Genomic DNA, 21,618 nt, shown 5'->3' on the forward strand with positions numbered 1-21,618 from the left:
ATGCGCTGTGCCCGTGAGTGAGCGGCGCTGGCAGCTTGCCTGAAAGCTAGCGACGAACCAGCGGCCCTTGCATCACTACCTGACGAATCGTTTCGGCCATGAAGCGGCTGGCGGGGGAGCGCTGGGCCTGCTGCGACCACAGCAGGCCCGGGGTGCGTACCGGCGTGGGGCTCTCCAGCGGGATGGCTTTCACCCCGGGCTCGTTGCCCAGCGCATTCTCCGCCACGATGCTGCATAGATCGGTGCGTCGCACCAGTTCGATCATGGGGGAGATGGCATTGAGCTCGGCAACGATCTGCGGGCGGGCGCCGGCAGCGGCGAAGCACTCGTCGAGCATCTGGCGGGTCGAGAAGTGCGGTGCCAGCAGTGTCATGCGCGCGCCATTCAGCTCGACCATGCGCAGCCGCTTGCGCCGGGCCAGTGCATGGTCGCTGGCCACGATCAGCTTGAGCTCCTCGTTGTAGAGCGGCTCGAAGCGCAAGCCGCGGGGTATGGCCGGACGATAGGAGATGCCCAGGTCCAGGCTGCCGTCGACCAGCCCCTCGCTGATCCGATCCCCCGAAAGCTCCTCGACCACCACCTTCATCCGCGGCAGACGCTGCATGAAGCGCGAGAGGCAAAGTGGAATCAACTGCACGTTGAAGCTGTGGGTGGCGGCGATGCGCAGCTCGCCGCTCAGGTCGTCGGGGGCTTCCTTCAAGGCGCCCACGGCCTGATCGACCTGGCGCAGGATAGGCACCACGTGCTCGTGAAAGCTCTGGCCCGCCTCGGTGAGCGTCACCCGCTTGCCGATACGTGCGAACAGCGGCTGGCCCAGCTCCTCTTCCAACTGACGGATCTGGTGGGAGAGCGTCGACTGGGTGACGTGCACCTTCTCGGCGGCCCGGGTGAAGTTGAGCGTCTCCGCAATGGCCAGAAAGTACCGGATGTGGCGAAGTTCCATGCAAGCTCCGCTTGTCGTGGCATCATCAATCGATGACATCAATCATTTTTATGTAAATTTATCATTTTTGTCCATCGTGATGGCGTCTTATGGTGTTCCAACACAAGCGTTACACATCACGAGCGTGGGTGCCGCTCCGGCATGACTCGCTCGCATCTGCCACGCGGAGCCAAAGCATGAAGATCGGGCGCGAGACAATTCCAAGAACCGCCATCAGTACCTCCAACGCCGACACCATCGTGGTGCGCGGCAAGGACCTCAGCGCCGAGCTGATCGGCCACACAACCTTCACTGACTATTTCCTGATGCTGCTCGACGGCGAGCCGGTGAGCGACGTGCGCCGCCGGGTGCTGGACGCCACCCTGGTGGCCATCGCCGAACACGGCCTGGTACCCAGCGTGCAGGCCAGTCGCATGACCTATGCCGCCGCCCCCGAGGCGCTGCAGGGTGCGGTGGCGGCGGGGCTGCTGGGCTGCGGCTCGGTGATCCTCGGTGCCTCTCAGGCGGCGGGGGAGCTGTTTGCCGAAATCGCCGGTGAGATCGACGGGGGCAAGTCCCTGGAAAGTGCCGTGCACGATGTCGTCAGTCAGCGTCGCGCCCGCCGCGAAGCGATTCCCGGCTACGGACACCCGCTGCACAAGGCCCGCGACCCTCGCGTCGAGGCGCTGTTCGGCGTGGCGCGGGAGGCGGGCGCCGAGCTGCGCTACGTGGAGATCGCCGAAGCCGTGGAGCGGGCCATTCCCGGCATCGTCGGCAAGGAGCTCAAGCTCAACGTCTCCGCTGCCATTCCCGCCGTGCTGCTGGGGGCGGGCTTTCCGCTCAAGGCGCTGCGCGGTGTGCCGCTGTTGGCACGCACCGCCGGGCTGATCGCCCATCTGCTGGAGGAGTCCGAGCAGCCCTGCGGCTTCGCGCTCTCCTATCAGGCGGCCCAGCGGGTCGAGTACACCGGCGAGGTTCCGCCGGGCTTCACCCAGGAAGGGGGGCAGTCATGAGCAAGGTACTCGAAGGCATTACCGTCATCGAACAGGGCACCTTCATCACCGGACCCGCCGCCGGCATGCTGCTGGGCGACCTGGGCGCCAACGTGATCAAGGTCGAAATGCCCGGCAAGGGCGACCCCTTCCGCGCTTTCAAGGGCGGGCTTTACAGCCCCCACTATCAGACCTACAACCGCAACAAGCGCAGCATCGCCCTCAACACCAAGGAGCCGGAGGATCTCGCCACCTTCGATGCGCTGATCCGCGATGCCGACGTCTACATCCAGAACTTCCGCCCCGGTACCGCCGAGCGGCTGGGGGCGGGTGAAGAGCGCCTGCGCGAGCTCAACCCGCGGCTGATCTACTGCGCCATCAGCGGTTTCGGCAACGACGGCCCCTACGCCGGGCGCCCCAGCTACGACACCGTGGCTCAGGCCGCCAGTGGTTTTCTCAAGCTGCTGGTGAATCCCGAGAACCCACGGGTGGTGGGGCCGGCCATGGCCGATGCGCTGTCGGGCTTCTACGCCGCCTACGGTATTCTCGGCGCACTGGTGGAGCGTGGCCGTACCGGCCAAGGGCGTCGGGTCGACGTCTCCATGTTGGAGGCGATGTGTCACTTCAACCTCGACGCCTTCACCCACTATCTCTCCGAGAACGAGATCATGGGGCCCTACAGCCGGCCACAGGTGTCGCAGTCGTACGTGATGCAGTGCGCCGACGGCAAGTGGGTGGCACTGCACATGTCCTCGCCGGAGAAGTTCTGGCAGGGGCTGGCCAACGCCATGGAGTACCCCGAACTGCTGCAGGACGAACGCTTCGCTACCCGTGAGGGGCGCATCGACAACCAGGAGCAGATGATCGAGGTGCTCAAGGGTGTCTTCAAGCGCCGAGCGCGTGACGAATGGTGCCGCCGTCTGGAAGCCGAGGACGTGCCCCACGCCCCCATGTACGACACCGACGAGGTGCTCGAGGATCCTCAGGTCAAGCATCTGCAGCTGGAGGTGAGCACCGAGCACCCCACGGTGGGCACCTTCCGCACCCTGCGTTCGCCGGTCTCCTACGACGGCGTGAAGCCATTGGAGGTGACGGCGCCGCCGGTACTGGACGAACACCGTGACGAAATTCTGGCAGAAGTGAAGCGCCGCCAACGTTGAAGCCAGCGCGCGGCGCAGTGGCACCATGACACAACGACAATCATCAGGCCGGGCGGGCGCTGCCAGCCCAGGCCGAACAGGAGCCCAGTCATGTTCGAATTGCCCAACCAAGACGAGATCGTTCCACACGGCATTCCGCAGACCCCGGACGACATCACCGAGATCGTGCTCAAGGCGATGAGCCATACCAAGGACGACCGGCTGCGCGAGATACTCACCGCGCTGGTGAAGCATCTGCACGCCTTCGGCCGCGAGGTGAAGCTGAACGAAGAGGAGTTCATGGCCGCGATCAACGCCGTGACCCGGCTCGGCCACCTCACCCGCGACCGCCACAACGAAACCATGGTGATGTCCGACGCCCTGGGCTTCTCCACCCTGGTGATGATCCTCAATCAGGCGCGCACGCCGGAGCAGATCTCGCCGGCCCTGCTGGGGCCCTTCTACAGCCGCAAGGATCCGGAGTACCCGCTCGGCTTCAACATCTCCCGCGATACGCCGAAGGAGAGCGACATTCCGCTGTTCGTCTCCGGCCGGGTGACGAGCCGCGACGGCAAGCCGCTGCCGGGCGCGCTGGTGGAGGTGTGGCACGCCTCGCCGGAGGGGCTCTACGAGAACCAGGACGACTCCCAGCCGTACCTCAACCTGCGCGGCAAGTTTCGCACCGACGCCGATGGGCGCTACCACTTCCGCACCATTCGCCCGGCCAGCTACCCGATTCCGACCCACGGCATCGTCGGCGAAATGCTCAAGGCGCAGAGCCGCCATCCGTTCCGCGCCGCGCATCTGCACTTCACCGTTTCGGCCGAGGGCCACCAGACGCTGGTGACGCAGATCTTCCCCAAGGACGACCCCTTCCTCGAATCGGACTGCGTGTTCGGCGTCACCAGCGCCGACCTGGCCATGGAGTTCCCCATCCACGACGACGGCCGGGCGCCCGACCCCGACGTGCGTGGCCGCTACTGCACGCTGGAAGTGGATTTCGACCTGTCGCCCGGCGTTTCGCGTCTGCCGGCATCGCCCATCGATTCGTGATGCCCGCACGCTGAAGCGTCGTTGCCGTAACCAGTGGCAATAACCAGTTGCCATAACCGGTTTCCATATCCGGTTTCCATAACAACAAGCCAATACGAGACGCCAACATGACACATCCAAAGCACAACACCATCAAGTCATCGACTGTCTTCCCCCTCAAAACTCTCACTGCCGCGACGCTGGCCGCCGCACTGCTTCCCGCCAGCGCTTCCGCAGTGGAAACGATCAACCTGACCGTGGGCTCCAGCCACCCGACCACCATTCCCTGGGTGGGCATGATTCCCCAGGTCTTCATCCCCAAGGTCAACGAGATCCTGGCGGAAGAGGGCGAATACGAGGTGCGCTGGACCGAAGCCTATGCCGGTCAGCTCTACGGCACCAACGCCACCCTCACCTCGATTCAGGACGGCATCGCCGACATCGGCTGGGTGTTCAGCTACCTGGAGCCCTCACGTATGCCGCTGGCCCAGATCAGCGCCTATACGCCGTTCACCACCAGCGACCCCGAGCTGATGCTCGACGTGATGAACGACCTGGTGCGCTCGGTGCCGGAGTTCCGCGCCGAGTGGGAGGACCACGACCTGGTGTTCCTCGGCGCCACCGCCTCGGACACCTATGACATCTACACCAACTTCCCGGTGGAGAGCCTCGATGACCTGGAAGGGGCGCGCATCTCCGCCCCCGGCGTGCTCGGCGTATGGCTCGAGCCGGTGGGTGCGGTGCCCGTGGACGGCACCCTGGCGAGCTATTACACCGACATCCAGACCGGTGTCTCCCAGGGTGTGGTGGGGCTCGCCACCGGCAACCTGCCGGCGCGCATCTACGAAGTGGCGCCTTACGTCACCCAGGTGAACCTGGGTGTGGTGTTCTCGGGCGGGCTCGCCATCAACCAGTTCACCTGGGACGGCCTGCCCGAGCCGGTGCAGCAGGCGCTGATGGAGGCGGGCGAGGCCTACACCCGTGCCCACGGCCGCGACCTGGCCGAGCGCTACGAGAGTTCACTGGAGCGAATGGTCGAGCTGGGTGCCGACCAGAGCACGCCGGTGCAGGTCCAGGCACTCTCCGACGAGGAGCGTCAGCAGTGGATCGACGGCATGCCTGGCCTGGCGCAGCAGTGGGTCGAGCGCAACGAAGGCCGGGGCCTGCCGGCCCGCGAACTCCTCAGCACCTACATGGATGCCATGCGCGAGCGCGGTCACGAGCCGGAACTGGCCTGGGACCGCAACTGATCGGCAATGCCCGGCCGGCATCGCCGGCCGGGCCTGAGGAGTCGTGGCAATGACCTTTTCCTTCAAGACGCTGGTGCTGGGGCGCCGGCTCGGCGGCGGCCGTCACAACAGCCTGTTCGGCTACCTGGTGGACGGCCTCAACGCGGTGGGTTCGCTGCTGATCTTCTCGATCATGGCGATGATCGTGGTGGACGTGCTGTCGCGCAATCTGCTCAACAAGCCCATTGCGGGGGTGGCGGAGCTGGTGGCGGCCTCCATCGTCATGATCGTGTTCCTGCAGCTGCCCAGCACGTTGCGCCACGGCCGCATGGCCCAGGCCGACATCTTCATTCAGGGGTTCACCGAGCGTCACCCGCGCCTTGGCCACGGTTTGCAGACCCTGTTCTACCTGGCCGGTGCCTACATGCTGATGGTGATCTACCAGGGCACGCTGCCGACCTTCCTGCGCGCCTGGGAGCGCAACCAGTTCATGGGCGTGGAAGGTGTGTTCACCTTTCCCGTCTGGCCCATCCGTCTGGTGGTGATCGCCTGTGCGGCCATCACGCTGCTGCAGTACCTGCTGCTGGCGCTCCAGGCGCTGGTGTGGACGGTCAAGGGCGGGGCGCCTGACGCCGAGGAGGATCGGCCATGAGCGGTATCGAAATCGGCATCGTGGCGGTGGTCATGATGCTGGCGCTGATCTACTTCGGCATGCACATCAGCATCGCCTTGATGCTGGTCTCCTTCCTGGCCATCTCGACCCTGCGCAACCCGGAGCTGGCCACGCGCATGGTGGCCGCGGCGGCCAACGACTCGCTCAGCAGCTACCTCTACGGCGTGGTGCCGCTGTTCGTGCTGATGGGGCTGCTGGTGGTGATCTCGGGAGTAGGGCGGGACACCTTCGACGTCTTTCAATGGCTGACCCGCCGGATTCGCGGTGGGCTGGGGGTAGCCACCGTCGGCGCCAACGGCATCTTCGCCTCGATCACCGGTATCAGCGTGGCTTCGGCGGCGGTGTTCACCAAGGTGGCGGTGCCGGAGATGCGCCGGCATGGCTATACGCCCAAGTTCTCGGTGGGGGTGGTGGCGGGCAGCTCGGTGCTGGGCATGCTGATCCCCCCTTCGCTGTTGATGATCGTCTACGGCGTGCTGGCCGAGCAGTCGGTGGGGCGCATGTTCATCGCCGGCATCATTCCGGGCATTCTGCTGGCGGCGACCTTCTGCATCACGATCCTGCTGCTCGCCTACCTGCGTCCCGGCTTCATGATGCAAGGGGCGGCAAGCGCACCGTCAGCGGTCACCGCGGGCGAAGCGGAGTCGGGCCTGGCGCTGGCATTCAAGCTGGTACCCATCCTGGCGCTGATGGTGCTGGTACTGGGTGGTCTCTACAGCGGTTTCTTCACGCCGACCGAGGCGGGCGGCGTGGGCGCCTGCGGCGCGCTGCTGCTGGCGCTGCTCAAGCGCCGCCTGAGCCCGGCCAAGTTCTACCAGGTGCTGGGCGAGACCGGGCACGTGGCGGTGTCGATCCTGTTCCTGATTCTTGCCGCTTCGCTCTACAGCCGCATGCTGGCGCTGACCGGGCTGCCGATGGCCATCGCCCAGTGGGTCACGGCCATGGAGCTGACCGCCTATCACTTCCTGTTTCTCTACCTGCTGGTGGTGATCCTGATGGGCTGCATCATCGATTCGGTGTCGATCATGCTGATCGTGTTGCCCATCGTGCTGCCCATCGCCCAGTTCTTCGGCATGGACCTGATCTGGTTCGGCGTCATCACAGTAGTGGCGGTGGAAATCGGCCTCATCACTCCGCCGTTCGGCATCTCGGTCTATACGGTGAACGCGGCGCTGAACGACCGCAGCGTGCCGGTCAAGGAGATCTTCAAGGGCGTGGTGCCGTTCTTCGTCGCGATGCTGGTAGTGCTGTTCGTCCTCACGCTGTTCCCCGTGCTTTCCACTTATCTGGCCTATCGCTACTGAACCGCAAAGATCGACGACAAGGGAGAGAATTCATGACTTCAGGCGTCTTGAGCCAGCCGGTGCTGGACCAGTTGTTCCACGAGGCGAGAAGCCACGCCTACTGGCAGGATCGCTCCGTGGACGACGCTACCCTGCGCGAACTCTACGACCTCGTGAAGATGGCGCCGACCAGCGTCAACTGCAATCCGCTGCGCATCCTGTTCCTGCGCACCCGGCAGGCAAAGGAGAAGTTGATGCCCGCGCTGAAGGAGGGCAACCGGCGCAAGGTGGAGGAGGCGCCGGTCACGGCCATTCTGGCCTACGACCGGCGCTTCCACGACCACCTGCCGGAGCTCTTTCCCCATGTGGATGTCAGAGCCTGGTTCGTTGGCGACGAGCCCTATCGGGAGGAGACCGCGTTTCGCAACGCCAGCCTGCAGGGCGGTTACTTCATTCTCGCCGCCCGGGCGCTGGGGCTCGACGTGGGGCCGCTATCCGGCTTCGACAACGACATGGTCGACGGGCTGTTCTTCGCCGAGCGTTACCCCAACTACCGCAGCAACTTCCTGTGCAATCTGGGATACGGCGATACGGCCAAGCTGCATCCGCGCGGCCCGCGGCTCAGCTTCGAGCAAGCCTGTCAGCTGCTGTAGTTCCGGTTCGTCACTCCGTATCGCCCGGGCTAGCAGGAAGGCGCTCCTCCATGGGCTCCGCCGCAATCACGTAGTCGGCGCCGCAGGGCAGCCCGGCCTCGCTGCGGGCGAGGGGCAGTGCTTCCTCGCGTAGCCGCTCCACGTGGGCGCGCATGGCGTCGGCGAGTACCGGGTCGTTGAAGCCGTCGAGCTGGCGCAGGCACAGGTCGAGCTGGGTGTTGACGAAGCGCTCGCGATAGCGAATCGGAAAGATGCGTACGTCCATGGTGCGGAAGCCGGCCAGGCCGAGCTGGCGCTGGACCCATGCCGCCGGATATTCACGATAGGGCCGTCCACCGCCGATCAGCAGGCAGGCGTCCCGCAGCCGTCCAATTCGGCGCACGATGCGTCCGGCCTCGGTGGGAGGTGCATCCAGTACGTAGGGCTCGGTGCCCACGATATAGAGCCGCTGGCCGACATGCGGGCGGATGCGGTGCAGCACCTGTTCCTGCCAGTAGGGAGCGAATCCCTCGATGGCGCCGATGAAGTAGTCCAGCAGCACGGTGTCGAAGCGTTCGCCATAGAGCAGGTGCTCTTCCATCCAGTTGGCGACCAGTATGCGGTCCTGAGCGCGCCGGGCCGCACCGGCCGCCTCCGAGGTGGCATTGGCCATGGAGCGAGAAGCGGTGATGGCGGTCCAGCGCTCCGTGGGCAGGGCGCTGACCCACTCGATCGACTTCCGCCCGGTGCCGGCATCGAGGAAGCTGCCCCAGGGCAACTCACCTTGCAGCGTCTCGATGGCTTGGAAGATAGGGGAGTCGGTACCCGAGATGGGAGAGGAGGTCATGGGCTGGTCCTGGGAGTCGGATCTTTACGTTATAACGTCACATTTCTTGTGAGCATTCAATACACTAAGGGCGCCCGGAAAGCATAACAAACCATGGCACGGGCGGCAGCAACGAGGGGAGGCGGGGCGCTTTTTCGCCACCCAACGAAAACGGCCACCCGAAGGCGGCCGTTTTCCGAAGTACTATGTTCCGCAGAACTGTGCGTCAGGCGCTGGCTCGCTCTCCCGGTTGGGCCAGTACGGCCTTGAGGTGGGCGAGGTCACGCGAGACGTCGGTTTCGACGAATTCCGCCAGCAGTCGCTCGGCTTCCTGCTTGGCGGCGACGCGCACGTACTCCTCGTATGTCGCAATGGCTGTCTGGCAATAGCGGCACTGAAGCACGTCCGTTGGCTTCGGGTTGCCGTTCCAGAAATTGCTGCCGCTGCATTCGGGACACACCACTTTCCTTGAACGCTGAAACATTCTGGCCTCCTGCCTGATGCTCATGCAGTTAAATGGTCTTCCTCAACACACCTTGTACAAGATGCCACAACTGCTCCTGACTGTGCCAATTTAATTGTTAAGAATAGTTGCCTTGTCGCCACAAGAGGGAGGCCCTCACGGATACGGCGGATTGTTGCTTCGCTAGCAGCGAGTAAAGGGCCTAGGGTGAAGGCACTGATCAGCCTTTATCCTAGAGTGTCGATATGAACGTCGAGCCGCACCAACCCAACGAACTGATGATCCGCAAGCTGGATAGTATTTTCCCCCTCTCCGATGAAGAGATAGGTGCGCTCCGGCATCTGCCGATACTGGTCAAGGCCCTCAAGGCCGACCGGGAAATCGTCGGCATAGGCGAGCGTCCTGCTCAGAGCTGCCTGATTCTGGAAGGCTTTACCTGTGCCTACAAGCTGAGTCATCTGGGCAAACGCCAGATCATGGCTTTGCACGTTCCCGGCGACATGCCGGACCTGCAGAGTCTGCACCTGGCGGTCATGGATATGAGCATTGCTTCAATCAGCGCCTGTACGGTGGGGTTCATCCAGCACGAGGACTTGCGTCGTCTATGCGATCAAAACCCACGCCTGACAGCCGCGTTCTGGCGCGAGACGCTGGTTGACGCTTCGATCTATCGGGAGTGGCTGCTAAACGTCGGCCAGCGTGATGCCTATACCCGCATGGCTCACTTGGTGTGCGAGATACTGATGCGTCTTAAGGCTGTGGGGCTGGTGGAAAAATGGTCTTTCCAATGGCCGATTACACAGGAGAAGCTGGCGGATGCGCTGGGCATCAGTGCCGTGCACGTCAGCCGCACGCTGCAGGCGCTTCGAGCCGACGGCCTGATCCAGATAGAGAAGACCCAGGTTAGCGTACCTGACTGGGAGAAATTGAAGGAAGCCGGAGAATTCGATCCCCTCTACTTGCATCTGCAAGGACGGAAGGGGGCTTGAACGAGCAGCATGGCCTGAACGATCAGAAGACTGGCGCCCCCATCAGGATTCGAACCTGAGACCTTCCCCTTAGGAGGGGGACGCTCTATCCAGCTGAGCTATGGGGGCAGCACGGCTGCGCATTATAAGGGCTTGAGTGAGCAAGTTAAACCGCCCACTTGGGTGCGGTTGCCAAGAATGGCGCCGAGCCGCCATTATCGAGCGACACTGGGTGGCAGGGAAAGCGGATGGATATCGAAGAGTATCGGCGCCACGATGGCATGGGGCTGGCCGAGTTGATCCGGCGTGGTGAAGTGAGCCGGGGCGAGGTGTTCGATGCCGCCTGTGCGGCCATCGAGCGCGACAACCCGCATCTCCGGGCGCTGGTGCGGACACGCTTCGAACGCGCCAGGAGCGAGGCGGAGGGCATCGACCTCGCAGCCCCGCTGGCGGGCGTGCCTACCCTGACCAAGGATCTGCTGATGGCGCTGGAAGGCGAGCCGCTGGCCTTCGGCAGCGCGTCCCTGGCCGAGTGGAAGGCGCCGGTGGAGTCGGCGCTGGTCACCCGCGTACGGGAGGCCGGGCTGGCCATCCTGGGGCAGACCGCCACCCCCGAGCTGGGGTTGATGGGCATCACCGAGCCCCATGCCTTTCCTCATCCTGTCAATCCGTGGAATCCCCGGCACTCCCCTGGCGGCTCCAGCGGCGGGGCGGCGGTGGCGGTGGCCGGCGGGCTGGTACCGCTGGCGATGGCCGGCGACGGTGGCGGCTCGATCCGTATTCCCGCGGCCTACTGTGGGCTGTTCGGTCTCAAGCCCTCGCGCGGCCGCGTGCCGCAGGGGCCACTGCATGGTGAGGTGTGGCGGGGTGCGGTGGTAGAGCACGCCGTGACCCGCTCGGTGCGCGACAGCGCTGCGCTGCTCGAGGCGATCAACGGCATGGACGAGGGCGGGCCCTACCCGGTACCCCGTGAACGGGGTTTTCTCGCTGCGCTGGAGCGTCCGCCCGAGCCGCTGCGTATCGCTATCTCGCTGGGCGAGCCGCTGAGCAAGCCGTTGGGCACCCGGCTCGATCCCGAAGTGCGCCTGGCGGTGGAAGGGGCGGCGCGAACCCTGGAGGGGCTCGGCCATCATGTGGAGTGGGCCGATCCTCCCGTCGACGGCGAGCGCCTGGCCAACGCCTACCTGACGCTCTATCTGGGGCATGTTACCGCCGACCTGGCCTGGATCTCCCGCGAAACCGGCGTGCCCGTGTCACGCCTGGACATCGAGCCCTCGACCCGGGCGATCGCCCGTCTGGGCAACCACCTGCCGGTACGCGATTATGAACTGGCCAAGCGCGACTGGAATGCCGCGGCGCGTGCCATGGGGGCGTTCCACCGCCGCTTTGATGTGCTGCTGATGCCCGTTACGGCGGCACCTGCGCCGCGCCTGGGCGAACTTTACCCACCGACATGGCAGCAGCGCCTGATGGCTCTGCTGGCCATCCCCGGGTTGCCCAAGCTGGCGCTCAAGGCGGGCATGCTCGGTCAGCTGGCGCGTGACGCCCTGTCCCGCACGCCCTATACCCAACTGGCCAACCTCACCGGCCAGCCGGCCATGTCGCTGCCGCTGCACGTCACCCCGGAGGGTTTGCCCGTCGGAGTGCAGGCGGTGGGCCCCATGGGCGACGAGCGTCGCCTGCTGGCGCTGGCGGCCCAGGTCGAGGCCGAGGTGCAGTGGCAGCGGCATCTGCCCAGGGTGACACAGGACGGGTAGAATGCGCGCCACATGCCCAGCATCAGGTCAGGAAATGCCAGACTTCGCCCCTCTTTCGCCAGCCGGTGACCGCCATTTCGACGGCTTGGCCGACAAGTTCGCCGGCAGCCTCTACGGTGGCCCGCGCGGTGAGCTGCGTCTGGCCCTGCTCGACGAGCTGCTGCCGCGCATGCTCGTACTCGACGGCCAGCCACTGCTGGACGTGGGCGGCGGTCTGGGTCAGCTATCCGCCTGGTTTGCCCGGCGCGGCCATGCGGTGATTCTGCTGGAGCCGGCGGGGGACATGCTCGACCAGGCTCGCCAGAACCTAGACGGCCTGCCGGTGAGCTTCGTGCAGGCGCCGCTACAGGCGCTTCCTGAACATGCCGCCGGTCCCTGGCCGCTGATCGCCTGTCACGCCGTGCTGGAGTGGCTCAATGATCCCCACGCGGCCTTTGCCACCCTGGCGCAGCGCCTCGCTCCCGGTGGCCAGCTGTCGCTGATGGTGTTCAACCGCGATGCGCTGCGCTTCTCCAACGTAGTGAAGGGCAATCTGCAGAAAGCGCTGGACGACCGCCTGGAGGGCACCGGCAAGCGTCAGCGTCTGACTCCCATCTCGCCGTTGCGCCATGAGCAGGTCGCCGCCTGGAGCCGCGAATGCGGTCTGGCGATTCGCTCGGTGGCGGGCATTCGTGTCTTTCACGACTACCTGCGCCACCCGCCGGCCAACGAGGACGACTGGCAGCGCCTGGTGGAGCTGGAGCGCCGCTACTGCCAGGCCGAACCGCACTGGCGGCTGGGACGCTACCTGCTCTATACGCTGGTCCACGACAGACGCTCGCCCGAGGAGACCCCCCGATGAGTGCGCAAACGCCGGTATGCCAGTTGCTCGAGCGTCAGGACGGCGACTATAGCGGCTGGCTGTGGGTGGCCCCACCCCGGGATGCGTGGCTCGAGCAGGGGCAGGGCAGCACCGTCAGCGCCGATCATGGCGTGCTCGAGGCCTGGCGGGAGCATGGCCGTGAGGCTTTCTCGCCGTTCGATGCCGGCGCCGTCGGCGAGCCCCCCGGGGCGGTGCTGTTCTGGCCCAAGGCTCATGCCTTGGGTGAGTGGTGGCTGCTGTGGCTGTGCGCCAACCTGCCATCGGGCACGCGCCTACAACTGGTGGGTGAGAATCAGGGCGGTATCAAGCGGGTGCTCAAGGTGCTGGCGGCGCTGGGGCTGGGCTGTCGCAAGCTCGACAGCGCGCGGCGTTGCATCCTGTTCGAGACCCGCCTCGGTGACGTCGGCATCGACCCGGATGCGGCCTGGACCACCTTCGAGGCCGAGGGGCTGGTTCTGGCCACTCATCCCGGCGTGTTCGGCCACGGCAAGCTGGATGCCGGTACCAAGCTGCTGCTCGAGCAGCTCGAGGCTGGGCTGCCGGGGCCCGAGAGGGCACGCGACGTGCTCGACATGGGCTGCGGCGACGGCATTCTCGCCGCCTGGCTGGCTCGCCGCGGCCATGCCGTGACGGCGGTGGACGTCAACGCCTTCGCCGTGGAGGCCACCCGGCGCACCCTGGCGGCCAATGGGCTGGAAGGGCAGGCTCTGGCCAGCGACGTCTACTCGGCGCTCGGCGAGAGTCGCTTTGCCGCCATCGTCAGCAATCCGCCATTTCATCAGGAGCGGAGTATCGACTACGGTCCCGCCGGACGCCTGATTCGCGAGGCGCCGGGGCACTTGCAGCCGGAAGGTGAGCTTTGGCTCGTCGCCAACGCCTTCCTGCCCTATCCCGACCTGCTCGAAAGCGCTTTCGGCGGCTTCCAGATTGTTGCCGACGACCGGAGATTTCGGGTTTATCATGCGCTCAGGCGCTAAGCCTTCAACTGAGTGATTCGGTCATGGCGGGGAATCTGCGCAGTGCAGCGGTTCTGGGTGTGCTGTTGGCGGTGGGGTTGATCGTGGGAGGCAGCTTCATCAGGCAGGCGGCCGAGGTCTGGCAGCAGTCATCGCGCAGCGTGACCGTGCGCGGTCTGGCCGAGCGTGAGATGCCGGCGGACTTGGTGCTATGGCCGTTCAACTACAGCGCCAGCGCCGATACGCTAAGAGAGCTGGAGCGCATCCTCTCGCGCGATGAGCAGACGATTCGTGATTTTCTCGCCCAACGCGGCTTCGACCCCGAGCACGTCAGCGTGACGCCGCCGCGTATCACCGATCAGTTCAGCAATCTCTATGGCGGCCAACGCCCGGATGAGCGCTATCGCGGTGAGGCTACGCTGCTGTTGCGCTCGCCGGACGTGGCGGGGGTCAAGGCGGCAATGCCGGAGGTCACCGCGCTGGTGCGCCAGGGTGTGCTGCTCTCACCCAGCTACGAATACCGCACCGAATACCTTTTCACCGGCCTCGATGCCATCAAGCCCGAGATGATCGCCGCGGCCACCGCCGACGCACGCCGCGCCGCGCAGCAGTTCGCCGAGGACTCCGGCAGTCGGGTGGGGCAGATTCGCCAGGCCACCCAAGGTTACTTCTCCATCGAGGATCTCGACAGCTACACGCCGGACGTGAAGCGGGTGCGGGTAGTGACCACAGTGGATTACGCGCTGGAAGACTGATTCCGGCGTTTCAGATAGAGCCTGAGCTCAACTGCCCGGCGTGCGATAGGCGATATCGGTGATGACGTAGACGCTATCGCCCGCCGGGGCCCTTACCGTGACCTCATCGTCCAGCGCCTTGCCCAGCAGTGCCTTGGCCAGCGGGGCATCGACGCTGATCCAGCGCTTGGTGGTGTCGGTCTCGTCGTGGCCGACGATACGGATCTGCATCTCTTCGCCCTCTTCGTCCTCAAGGGTGACGAAGGCGCCGAAGTACACCTTGTCGGTATCCGCCGGCAGGCGGTCCACCACTTGCAGCTCGTCGAGCCGCTTGGTCAGGTAGCGGATGCGCGCGATGACCCGATTGAGCTCCTTCTTGTTGTAGGTGTAGTCGGCGTTCTCGCTGCGGTCGCCCAGCGCCGCGGCTTCGCCCACCTTGGCCGAGAGCTCCGGCCGTTTGATCCGCGAGAGATGATCGAGAATGCCGCGCAGGCGCGCCGCCCCCTCGGCGGTGATCAGATTGCTCCTGGGTTCCTGGCGCGGATCCTTGGCGGGATCGCGCCAGCGCGTCATGTTGCGGCCCTTCATGCACGGCCTCCTTCGTGTGGCGAGAAGGGCAACATACGCCATTCGTCGCTAACGCGACAGTATCTCGCCGTTCGGGCTGGCGTATCATTCAAACGTTCGTTACATTTTGAGTGACGGCTCCACGCCGGGATCCAACAACAATCCTTATTCGAGAAAGGAGTCTGGACATGTTTCGACGCCAGCTACTCGCCGCCGCCCTCGGCACGGCGCTTCTGATCGCCCCCTTCACAGCTGCCCAGGCCTGGGAGAGCGAAGTCGAGGCGCTCAAGCAGCGCTGGGAGCAGATCACCACACTGCGGGCGGAAGGACAGCGCCGTCATTCGCTGAAATCGCTGTCCGACGAAGCCGAGCGGCTGGTTCAGGCCAATCCCGGCGAGGCGCAGCCGCTGATCTGGTACGGCATCATCGAGGCTTCGCACGCCCGTGAGCGCAGTGGCCTGGGCGCGCTGGGCAGCGCGCGTTCCGCCCGCGATGCGCTGGAGCGTGCCATCGAGATCGACCCCCAGGGCGGCAACGGCTCGGCCTACGTCACCCTGGGCGCACTGTACGACCGTGCCCCGGGCCGCCCCGTGGGCTTCGGCAACAGCGCGACCGCCGAGCGCATGTTCCAGCGCGCGCTGCAGATTCGCCCCGACGGTATCGACGTCAACTACTACTACGCCACCTTCCTCGAGGACGAAGGCCGGCGGGACGAGGCGCGCGAGCATGCGCAGCGTGCCGTAGACGGCACAGCCCGCGAGGATCGTCAGGCCTCGGACGAGGCGCTGCGCGAGCAGGCCAGGGCGCTTCTTTCCCAGCTCTGATTCCCATCGCTTCGAGTCCGACACCCGCCATGCGCTTCGACTGCGAAGCGCATGGCGTCGGCAGGCACCGCTTGGCATTCCCGGCTCCGCTCACGATAATGGTCGCCATTCGCAGACTCGGAGGCCTGCATGACCGACAATCACGATAGCGGCCGGGATGCCGCCCGCCTGCCCGCCTTCAGCGGTGCCGATGTCGAACTGATCGAGCGTCGCTGCCTGCATCGGGGCTTCTTCCGGCTCGACGAGGTGCACTTGCGTCATCGCCTGTTCGAGGGCGGCTGGAGCCGTGAGATGACGCGTGAAGTGCACGTGCGGCACGATGCCGTGGGCGTGCTGCTCTACGACGTCGAGCGCGACTGCGTGGCACTGGTGGAGCAGATCCGCGCCGGTGCACTGGGCGATCCGGAATCGCCGTGGAAGCTCGAAATCGTCGCCGGGCTGGTCGAAGCGGGCGAGAGCGCTGCCGAAGTGGCACGCCGCGAGGCCATGGAGGAAGCCGGCTGCACGGTCGATGAGCTGATCGAGCTGCACACCTACTATCCTAGTCCCGGTGCCTGCACGGAGCGGGTCACGCTGTTCTGTGGCTTGGTCGACTGCGAAGGGCTGGGCGGTGTGCACGGCCTGGACGAGGAACATGAAGACATCCGCGTCCACGTGTTACCGTTTATTCGGGCCTGGGAACTCTTGCAGGCCGGAAGACTCGACAATGCCATGTGCCTGGTTGCCTTCTACTGGTTGGCGGCCGAACGGGCATCTCTACGAGCAAGGGGGTAGCGTGGCAAGAACCGCCTATGTCACCGATCTGAAAGGCCTGCAGGGCGAATGCAGCGCCAACTACCTGCGCCTGATCCGGCTGCTGGGTGACCTTGGCGCGGGCGAGACGCGCGAGCTGGAGCTGACCGGGCGGCGCGGCCGCTTCGGCACCCTGTGGCTGTCGGTGCTCGAGCTGGCGCCCTATACCACCATTGCCCGGGTCAGCCAGAGCAGCCTGATGGATGGCGTCATCGAGCCGCCGCGCATGCGGGTGCACCTCTATCACGACGTGCGCATGGCCGAAGTCACCGACTTCCAGCGCGAGCGCCACTTCAACGGCCGCTATCGCTATCCCAACGTGCGCATGTACCAGCCTGACGAGAAGCTGCAGCTCAACCGCTTTCTCGGCGAGTGGCTGGCTCACGGCCTGGAGCACGGCCATCCCACCAATGTGACGGAACTGCCGGGATGATGCGCCTGGTTCAGCTCACCGACTGCCACCTGCATGCCGACCCCCACGCCCGCTCCCGCGCCGGCTTTCCGCTGCGCCAGCTCGAAGCCGTGGTGGAAGCGATTCGGACCGAGCGTCCGGATATCGTCATCGTAAGTGGCGACATCAGCCAGGATGAGACTGCAGCCTCCTACGAACAAGCCCATCGCGTTCTATCGACGCTGGAGTGTCCCTGGTTCTGGCTGGGTGGCAATCACGACCGCCAGGAGCTGATGAAGGATCTCAAGGCCATTCACGATGACATCGATCTGGGCGATTGGCGGCTCGTGGTCGCCGATACCTGCGTCAAGGGCCATGCTCACGGTGAGCTGGGGCAGGAGCAGATCGGTCAATTGGTCGAGCGGCTGGCGGAAGAAGAGCGCCCCACGCTGCTGGTCATGCACCATCCGCCGCTTGCCGTCGGTTCGGCCTGGCTCGACGGGATCGGACTCAAGGACAGCGATGCCCTGTGGCAGGCCTTGCTGCCCTTTCCGCAGGTCAAGGCCATTCTCTGCGGGCACGTGCACCAGGCCTTCGTCGGTCGGCAGCCGCTAGAGCAGGGCGAGGTGACGGTCTATGGTTGTCCCTCCACCACCGACCAGTTCCTGGCCGGCTCTGACGACTTCGCCATCGACGAGGCATCACGCCCGGGCTATCGGGTGTTCGACATCCACGGCGACGAGTGGCTGACTTGGATCGAGCGCGTCGATATCTAAAGCTTCGATTCGTTTTTGATCTAAAAAGATAGGTAATCATTCTTTTACGTTATTATCGACCCGGCGTTACCCTGTCCGCATGATTCTTACTGCCCATCGTCATGCGAGGTACCCGGGCCGATGACCAGTCTCAAAGCTCCCGAGCAACAGCCGGTATCCCAGGCGGCCGACAAGAGCGTCGTGTCGCCACGCCGGCTGACCCACCTGCAGCAACTGGAAGCCGAGTCGATCCACATCATCCGCGAGGTGGCCGCCGAGTTCCGCAACCCGGTAATGCTCTATTCCATCGGCAAGGACTCCTCGGTGATGCTGCATCTGGCGCGCAAGGCCTTCTTCCCCGGGCCGCCGCCGTTCCCGCTGATGCACATCAACACCACCTGGAAGTTCCGCGAGATGATCGCCTTCCGCGACCGTATGGCCGGTGAGGTGGGCATGGAGCTGATCGAGCACATCAACGAAGAGGGACGGGCTGCCGGCATCAACCCCTTCGATCACGGCTCCAGCGGTTACACCGACGTGATGAAGACCCAGGCGCTCAAGCAGGCGCTGGACAAGTACGGTTTCGATGCCGCCTTCGGCGGTGCTCGCCGCGACGAAGAGGCCAGCCGCGCCAAGGAGCGGGTCTTCTCCTTCCGCGACAAGTTCCACCGCTGGGACCCCAAGAGCCAGCGCCCGGAGCTGTGGAACCTGTACAACGCTCGGGTCAACAAGGGCGAGTCGATCCGCGCCTTCCCGCTCTCCAACTGGACCGAGCTGGACATCTGGCAGTACATCTACCTCGAGCAGATTCCCATCGTGCCGCTCTACTACGCCGCGCCGCGGCCGGTGGTGGAACGCGACGGCATGCTGGTGATGGTCGACGACGAGCGCCTGCCGCTGGCTCCCGGCGAGGTGCCGGAGGAACGCTGGGTGCGTTTCCGCACCCTGGGTTGCTACCCGCTGACCGGCGCGGTGGAGTCGAAGGCCGACACCCTGCCCGAGATCATCCAGGAGATGCTGCTGACCCGCACCAGCGAGCGCAGTGGCCGAGCCATCGACCATGACCAGGCGGGCTCGATGGAGAAGAAGAAGCGCGAGGGGTACTTCTGATGGCACACCAATCGACACTGATCGCCGACAACATCGAGCAGTACCTGCACGAGCACGAGAACAAGGACCTGCTGCGCTTCATTACCTGCGGCAGCGTCGACGACGGCAAGTCGACCCTGATCGGTCGTCTGTTGCACGACTCCAAGATGATCTTCGACGATCACCTGGCGGCGTTGACCCGCGACTCCAAGAAGAGCGGCACCACCGGCGATGCCGTGGATCTGGCGCTGCTGGTCGACGGTCTGCAGTCGGAGCGCGAGCAGGGCATCACCATCGACGTGGCCTACCGCTTCTTCTCCACCGACAAGCGCAAGTTCATCATCGCCGACACCCCGGGGCACGAGCAGTACACCCGCAACATGGCCACCGGTGCCTCCACCGCCAACCTGGCGATCATCCTGATCGACGCCCGTTACGGCGTGCAGACCCAGACCCGGCGCCACAGCTTCATCGCCGACCTGCTGGGCATCAAGCACCTAGTCATCGCGGTGAACAAGATGGACCTGGTGGGCTTCGACGAGGCGCGCTTCGACGAGATCGTCGCCGACTACCGGCGCTTCGCCGAGCAGCTCTCGGTCAACGACCTGCGCTTCGTGCCGATGTCGGCGCTGGAAGGCGACAACGTGGTCAACCGCAGCGACCGCACGCCCTGGTACCGGGTCGCGGGCGAACAGGGACCGGCACTGCTGGAGCTGCTGGAAAGTGTCGAGGTCAGCCGCGACCGCAACCTCACCGATCTGCGCTTCCCGGTACAGTACGTCAATCGCCCCAATCTCGACTTCCGCGGCTATGCCGGCACCCTGGAAGCCGGTGTGCTGCGCCCGGGGCAGGCGATCAAGGCGCTGCCTTCGGGCAAGATCAGTCGGGTCGAGCGTGTGGTGACCTTCGATGGCGATCTGGACGCAGCGTGGCCGGGTCAGGCGGTGACCGTCACCCTGGAGGACGAGATCGACATCTCCCGCGGCGACTGGATCGTCGCCGAGGACGCCGAGGTCACGCTGACCAACGCCTTCGATGCCGACATCGTCTGGATGCACGAGCAGCCGCTGACGCCGGGCCGGCAGTATGACATTCGTCTGGCCGGTCGCTCGGTGGCCGGGCGTGTGGAAGCCATTCACCATCAGGTGGACGTCAACACCCTGGAGCGTCACGCTGCCGACCGGCTCGAACTCAATGCCATCGCTCGCTGCCGGGTCGAGCTGACTGCGGAGGTGCCACTCGACAGCTACGACCAGAGCCCGGGCACCGGCAGCTTCATCGTCATCGACCGGCTCTCCAACATCACCGTCGGCGCGGGCATGGTGCGAAGTACTGCCGAGGCGGGGGGAGGCAGCGGTCATCAGGTGGATTGGGCCGCCTTCGAGCTCGAGCTCAATGCGCTGGTGCGCCGCCACTTCCCGCACTGGGAGGCGAAGGACGTGCGTGACCTGCTGCGTTGACCGAGCGTAACTAGGCAATACATAGACGGTTGATTCTGCTGAAACATCCTCCACACTATAGACAGGGTCCGGCGTAAGCCGGACCCTGTCGAGTTTCAGGGAGGAAACGATGACGTATTGCCAGGATCGGCTGTGGTTGATTCGGAGGGGCCCATGAGCGGCTTTCTCCGGCGTCTGCTGCACATCGCTGCCCGCCCCATGCGGCGCGACCGCGGGCAGGGTGGCTACGTGGTGCACCCCTATCGTGGTTATGGCTCACGGCATGAGGTGCTGCTGATGGGCCGGGTGTTTCGTCAGGCCGCGCTGGGTGACGTGATACCTCGCTACGGCGTGCTGCGCGATCTGGCCGATGTGATTCGGCGAGTCTTTCGCCGCGGCCTGCCGCAGGTCACCGTCGAGGTGACGCTGGGTGAGAACGTCACCAAGGTGACTACCGACCGTGACGGCTACTTCGACGTACTCCTGTCTATCGAGCACCCCCTGCCCCAAGACAGCGCCTGGCACCATGCGGAACTGCACGTGGTGTTGCCGGGGGTGGAGCCGGTGCAATCGTTCACCGAGGTGTACATTCCGCCGACTGAAGCCGACCTGCTGGTGATCAGCGACATCGACGACACGGTGATGTACACCGGGGTGGCCAACAAGCTGCGCATGTTGCACCGTCTGTTCGTCAAGCAAGCCCATCAGCGCATGGCCTTTCCCGGCGTGGCGGCGTTCTATCAGGCGCTGCACGTGGGCCGTAGCGGCAAGGCTAAAAGGCCGATTCTCTACGTGTCGCGCGGCCCCTGGAGCATCTACGAGATGCTCGAGGAGTTCTTCCAGCTCAACCGTATTCCCGTCGGGCCGATACTGTTCCTGCGCGAGTGGGGCATCTCCTGGCGCAAACCCTGGCCGCGTCGCGCGGAAGACCACAAGTACGACCTGATCCAGCACATGCTGGAGATGCGCGATGAGCTGCCCTGCGTGCTGATCGGCGACAGCGGGCAGCACGACCCGGAAGTCTATGCGCGGATCGTGCACGAATACCCCGAACGCATTCGTGCGGTCTACATTCGCCGGGTCGAACGCAAGCCTGACCGTGAACGCGCCATTCATGCGCTGCGCGAAGAGATCCGTCATACCGGCTGCGACCTGGTGCTGGCCGAGGACAGCGCCGCCATGGCCGAGCATGCCTGCGCTCAGGGGCTGATTGCCGAGGAGGGGCTTGAGCAGGTGCGCCGGACGTCGCAGTCTTAGGGAAACACTGCACAAATGCCTGCGCGAGCGAATCAC

At 65.1% G+C, this 21,618-nt stretch carries 24 protein-coding genes and 1 tRNA gene; 20 read left to right on the forward strand and 5 right to left on the reverse strand.

Going from position 1 to position 21,618, the window contains the following annotated elements; all coding sequences use genetic code 11:
- Window positions 1–46 precede the first annotated feature (46 nt).
- Complete coding sequence (locus B8115_RS07855) at window positions 47–943, reverse strand: LysR substrate-binding domain-containing protein (protein ID WP_010627232.1); 897 nt, start codon at window positions 941–943, stop codon at window positions 47–49.
- On the opposite strand from B8115_RS07855, the gene B8115_RS23900 reads away from it, so the two are divergent.
- From B8115_RS23900 to B8115_RS07890, 8 genes are all read left to right on the forward strand, one after another.
- Entirely contained in the window at window positions 942–1,088 is a 147-nt protein-coding gene (locus B8115_RS23900; RefSeq protein WP_238539203.1) for a hypothetical protein, read from the forward strand. The two genes, B8115_RS07855 and B8115_RS23900, sit on opposite strands and share 2 nt — an antisense overlap.
- Before the next feature lie 31 nt (window positions 1,089–1,119).
- Window positions 1,120–1,935 (forward strand): citryl-CoA lyase, encoded by an 816-nt coding sequence (locus B8115_RS07860; RefSeq protein WP_010627233.1) that lies wholly within the window; start codon window positions 1,120–1,122, stop codon window positions 1,933–1,935.
- Window positions 1,932–3,074, forward strand: coding sequence for a CaiB/BaiF CoA-transferase family protein (locus B8115_RS07865; RefSeq protein ID WP_010627234.1), 1,143 nt, complete (start codon window positions 1,932–1,934; stop codon window positions 3,072–3,074). Before B8115_RS07860 ends, B8115_RS07865 begins: the two co-directional genes overlap by 4 nt.
- A 90-nt stretch (window positions 3,075–3,164) precedes the next feature.
- Window positions 3,165–4,106, forward strand: coding sequence for a dioxygenase (locus B8115_RS07870; RefSeq protein WP_010627235.1), 942 nt, complete (start codon window positions 3,165–3,167; stop codon window positions 4,104–4,106).
- Between the two features lie 107 nt (window positions 4,107–4,213).
- Window positions 4,214–5,335, forward strand: coding sequence for a C4-dicarboxylate TRAP transporter substrate-binding protein (locus B8115_RS07875; RefSeq protein ID WP_010627236.1), 1,122 nt, complete (start codon window positions 4,214–4,216; stop codon window positions 5,333–5,335).
- A gap of 49 nt (window positions 5,336–5,384) precedes the next feature.
- Window positions 5,385–5,966, forward strand: coding sequence for a TRAP transporter small permease subunit (locus tag B8115_RS07880; RefSeq protein ID WP_010627237.1), 582 nt, complete (start codon window positions 5,385–5,387; stop codon window positions 5,964–5,966).
- Window positions 5,963–7,291: a TRAP transporter large permease gene (locus B8115_RS07885; RefSeq protein WP_010627238.1), complete on the forward strand. Its 1,329-nt coding sequence runs from the start codon at window positions 5,963–5,965 to the stop codon at window positions 7,289–7,291. Before B8115_RS07880 ends, B8115_RS07885 begins: the two co-directional genes overlap by 4 nt.
- 32 nt (window positions 7,292–7,323) lie before the next feature.
- On the forward strand, window positions 7,324–7,923 hold the full coding sequence (locus B8115_RS07890; RefSeq protein ID WP_010627239.1) for a malonic semialdehyde reductase: 600 nt from the start codon (window positions 7,324–7,326) through the stop codon (window positions 7,921–7,923).
- A 10-nt stretch (window positions 7,924–7,933) separates the two neighbouring features.
- On the opposite strand, the gene B8115_RS07895 is transcribed toward B8115_RS07890, so the two are convergent.
- Window positions 7,934–8,749, reverse strand: a complete 816-nt coding sequence (locus B8115_RS07895; protein WP_010627240.1) for a class I SAM-dependent methyltransferase — start codon at window positions 8,747–8,749, stop codon at window positions 7,934–7,936.
- 205 nt (window positions 8,750–8,954) lie between these two features.
- Window positions 8,955–9,212, reverse strand: a complete 258-nt coding sequence (locus B8115_RS07900; protein ID WP_010627241.1) for a hypothetical protein — start codon at window positions 9,210–9,212, stop codon at window positions 8,955–8,957.
- A gap of 224 nt (window positions 9,213–9,436) precedes the next feature.
- On the opposite strand from B8115_RS07900, the gene B8115_RS07905 reads away from it, so the two are divergent.
- Window positions 9,437–10,180, forward strand: a complete 744-nt coding sequence (locus tag B8115_RS07905) for a Crp/Fnr family transcriptional regulator (RefSeq protein ID WP_010627242.1) — start codon at window positions 9,437–9,439, stop codon at window positions 10,178–10,180.
- Between the two features lie 31 nt (window positions 10,181–10,211).
- Here B8115_RS07905 and B8115_RS07910 read toward each other — a convergent pair.
- Window positions 10,212–10,288 (reverse strand) — tRNA-Arg (locus B8115_RS07910).
- A gap of 119 nt (window positions 10,289–10,407) precedes the next feature.
- Between B8115_RS07910 and B8115_RS07915 the strand changes: the two genes are divergently transcribed.
- The 4 genes from B8115_RS07915 to B8115_RS07930 are packed head-to-tail and all read left to right on the forward strand — an operon-like array spanning window position 10,408 to window position 14,489.
- Entirely contained in the window at window positions 10,408–11,916 is a 1,509-nt protein-coding gene (locus B8115_RS07915; protein ID WP_010627243.1) for an amidase, read from the forward strand.
- A gap of 34 nt (window positions 11,917–11,950) precedes the next feature.
- Window positions 11,951–12,757 carry a methyltransferase domain-containing protein gene (locus B8115_RS07920; RefSeq protein WP_010627244.1) on the forward strand — a complete coding sequence of 269 codons (807 nt, stop codon included), beginning with the start codon at window positions 11,951–11,953 and terminating at the stop codon, window positions 12,755–12,757.
- Complete coding sequence (locus B8115_RS07925; RefSeq protein WP_010627245.1) at window positions 12,754–13,755, forward strand: methyltransferase; 1,002 nt, start codon at window positions 12,754–12,756, stop codon at window positions 13,753–13,755. The genes B8115_RS07920 and B8115_RS07925 overlap by 4 nt, the downstream gene beginning before the upstream one ends.
- A gap of 23 nt (window positions 13,756–13,778) precedes the next feature.
- Complete coding sequence (locus B8115_RS07930; protein ID WP_010627246.1) at window positions 13,779–14,489, forward strand: SIMPL domain-containing protein; 711 nt, start codon at window positions 13,779–13,781, stop codon at window positions 14,487–14,489.
- A gap of 27 nt (window positions 14,490–14,516) precedes the next feature.
- Here B8115_RS07930 and greB read toward each other — a convergent pair whose 3' ends face one another.
- Window positions 14,517–15,056, reverse strand: coding sequence for a transcription elongation factor GreB (gene greB, locus B8115_RS07935; protein ID WP_010627247.1), 540 nt, complete (start codon window positions 15,054–15,056; stop codon window positions 14,517–14,519).
- Window positions 15,057–15,223: 167 nt separating this feature from the next.
- Here greB and B8115_RS07940 point away from each other — a divergent pair, with 167 nt between their 5' ends.
- From B8115_RS07940 to B8115_RS07970, 7 genes are all read left to right on the forward strand, one after another.
- A complete protein-coding gene (locus B8115_RS07940; RefSeq protein WP_010627248.1) occupies window positions 15,224–15,859 on the forward strand; it encodes a hypothetical protein in 636 nt (211 codons plus the stop codon).
- A 129-nt stretch (window positions 15,860–15,988) separates the two neighbouring features.
- A complete protein-coding gene (locus B8115_RS07945) occupies window positions 15,989–16,633 on the forward strand; it encodes an NUDIX domain-containing protein (RefSeq protein ID WP_010627249.1) in 645 nt (214 codons plus the stop codon).
- A gap of 1 nt (window position 16,634) precedes the next feature.
- Complete coding sequence (locus tag B8115_RS07950; protein ID WP_010627250.1) at window positions 16,635–17,084, forward strand: DUF1249 domain-containing protein; 450 nt, start codon at window positions 16,635–16,637, stop codon at window positions 17,082–17,084.
- Window positions 17,081–17,818, forward strand: coding sequence for a phosphodiesterase (locus B8115_RS07955; RefSeq protein ID WP_010627251.1), 738 nt, complete (start codon window positions 17,081–17,083; stop codon window positions 17,816–17,818). Before B8115_RS07950 ends, B8115_RS07955 begins: the two co-directional genes overlap by 4 nt.
- Before the next feature lie 120 nt (window positions 17,819–17,938).
- Window positions 17,939–18,907, forward strand: coding sequence for a sulfate adenylyltransferase subunit CysD (gene cysD / locus B8115_RS07960; protein WP_051004614.1), 969 nt, complete (start codon window positions 17,939–17,941; stop codon window positions 18,905–18,907).
- A complete protein-coding gene (gene cysN / locus B8115_RS07965; protein ID WP_010627253.1) occupies window positions 18,907–20,346 on the forward strand; it encodes a sulfate adenylyltransferase subunit CysN in 1,440 nt (479 codons plus the stop codon). Before cysD ends, cysN begins: the two co-directional genes overlap by 1 nt.
- Window positions 20,347–20,499: 153 nt before the next feature.
- Window positions 20,500–21,582: an App1 family protein gene (locus B8115_RS07970; protein WP_010627254.1), complete on the forward strand. Its 1,083-nt coding sequence runs from the start codon at window positions 20,500–20,502 to the stop codon at window positions 21,580–21,582.
- Window positions 21,583–21,618: the final 36 nt, after the last annotated feature.

The organism is Halomonas sp. KM-1, assembly GCF_000246875.1.
GTDB lineage: Bacteria > Pseudomonadota > Gammaproteobacteria > Pseudomonadales > Halomonadaceae > Halomonas > Halomonas aerodenitrificans.

Excerpts from the sequence above, each read along its gene's own strand:
- B8115_RS07905 (WP_010627242.1), top strand. The coding sequence starts at position 9,437 with ATGAACGTCGAGCCGCACCAACCCAACGAACTGATGATCCGCAAGCTG.
- B8115_RS07970 (WP_010627254.1), top strand. The coding sequence starts at position 20,500 with ATGAGCGGCTTTCTCCGGCGTCTGCTGCACATCGCTGCCCGCCCCATG.
- B8115_RS07940 (WP_010627248.1), top strand. The coding sequence starts at position 15,224 with ATGTTTCGACGCCAGCTACTCGCCGCCGCCCTCGGCACGGCGCTTCTG.
- cysD (WP_051004614.1), top strand. The coding sequence starts at position 17,939 with ATGACCAGTCTCAAAGCTCCCGAGCAACAGCCGGTATCCCAGGCGGCC.
- cysN (WP_010627253.1), top strand. The coding sequence starts at position 18,907 with ATGGCACACCAATCGACACTGATCGCCGACAACATCGAGCAGTACCTG.
- B8115_RS07925 (WP_010627245.1), top strand. The coding sequence starts at position 12,754 with ATGAGTGCGCAAACGCCGGTATGCCAGTTGCTCGAGCGTCAGGACGGC.
- B8115_RS07955 (WP_010627251.1), top strand. The coding sequence starts at position 17,081 with ATGATGCGCCTGGTTCAGCTCACCGACTGCCACCTGCATGCCGACCCC.
- B8115_RS07875 (WP_010627236.1), top strand. The coding sequence starts at position 4,214 with ATGACACATCCAAAGCACAACACCATCAAGTCATCGACTGTCTTCCCC.
- B8115_RS07930 (WP_010627246.1), top strand. The coding sequence starts at position 13,779 with ATGGCGGGGAATCTGCGCAGTGCAGCGGTTCTGGGTGTGCTGTTGGCG.
- B8115_RS07855 (WP_010627232.1), bottom strand. The coding sequence starts at position 943 with ATGGAACTTCGCCACATCCGGTACTTTCTGGCCATTGCGGAGACGCTC.
- B8115_RS07900 (WP_010627241.1), bottom strand. The coding sequence starts at position 9,212 with ATGTTTCAGCGTTCAAGGAAAGTGGTGTGTCCCGAATGCAGCGGCAGC.
- B8115_RS07945 (WP_010627249.1), top strand. The coding sequence starts at position 15,989 with ATGACCGACAATCACGATAGCGGCCGGGATGCCGCCCGCCTGCCCGCC.
- B8115_RS07890 (WP_010627239.1), top strand. The coding sequence starts at position 7,324 with ATGACTTCAGGCGTCTTGAGCCAGCCGGTGCTGGACCAGTTGTTCCAC.
- B8115_RS23900 (WP_238539203.1), top strand. The coding sequence starts at position 942 with ATGCAAGCTCCGCTTGTCGTGGCATCATCAATCGATGACATCAATCAT.
- B8115_RS07895 (WP_010627240.1), bottom strand. The coding sequence starts at position 8,749 with ATGACCTCCTCTCCCATCTCGGGTACCGACTCCCCTATCTTCCAAGCC.
- B8115_RS07915 (WP_010627243.1), top strand. The coding sequence starts at position 10,408 with ATGGATATCGAAGAGTATCGGCGCCACGATGGCATGGGGCTGGCCGAG.
- B8115_RS07865 (WP_010627234.1), top strand. The coding sequence starts at position 1,932 with ATGAGCAAGGTACTCGAAGGCATTACCGTCATCGAACAGGGCACCTTC.
- greB (WP_010627247.1), bottom strand. The coding sequence starts at position 15,056 with ATGAAGGGCCGCAACATGACGCGCTGGCGCGATCCCGCCAAGGATCCG.
- B8115_RS07885 (WP_010627238.1), top strand. The coding sequence starts at position 5,963 with ATGAGCGGTATCGAAATCGGCATCGTGGCGGTGGTCATGATGCTGGCG.
- B8115_RS07920 (WP_010627244.1), top strand. The coding sequence starts at position 11,951 with ATGCCAGACTTCGCCCCTCTTTCGCCAGCCGGTGACCGCCATTTCGAC.
- B8115_RS07870 (WP_010627235.1), top strand. The coding sequence starts at position 3,165 with ATGTTCGAATTGCCCAACCAAGACGAGATCGTTCCACACGGCATTCCG.
- B8115_RS07880 (WP_010627237.1), top strand. The coding sequence starts at position 5,385 with ATGACCTTTTCCTTCAAGACGCTGGTGCTGGGGCGCCGGCTCGGCGGC.
- B8115_RS07860 (WP_010627233.1), top strand. The coding sequence starts at position 1,120 with ATGAAGATCGGGCGCGAGACAATTCCAAGAACCGCCATCAGTACCTCC.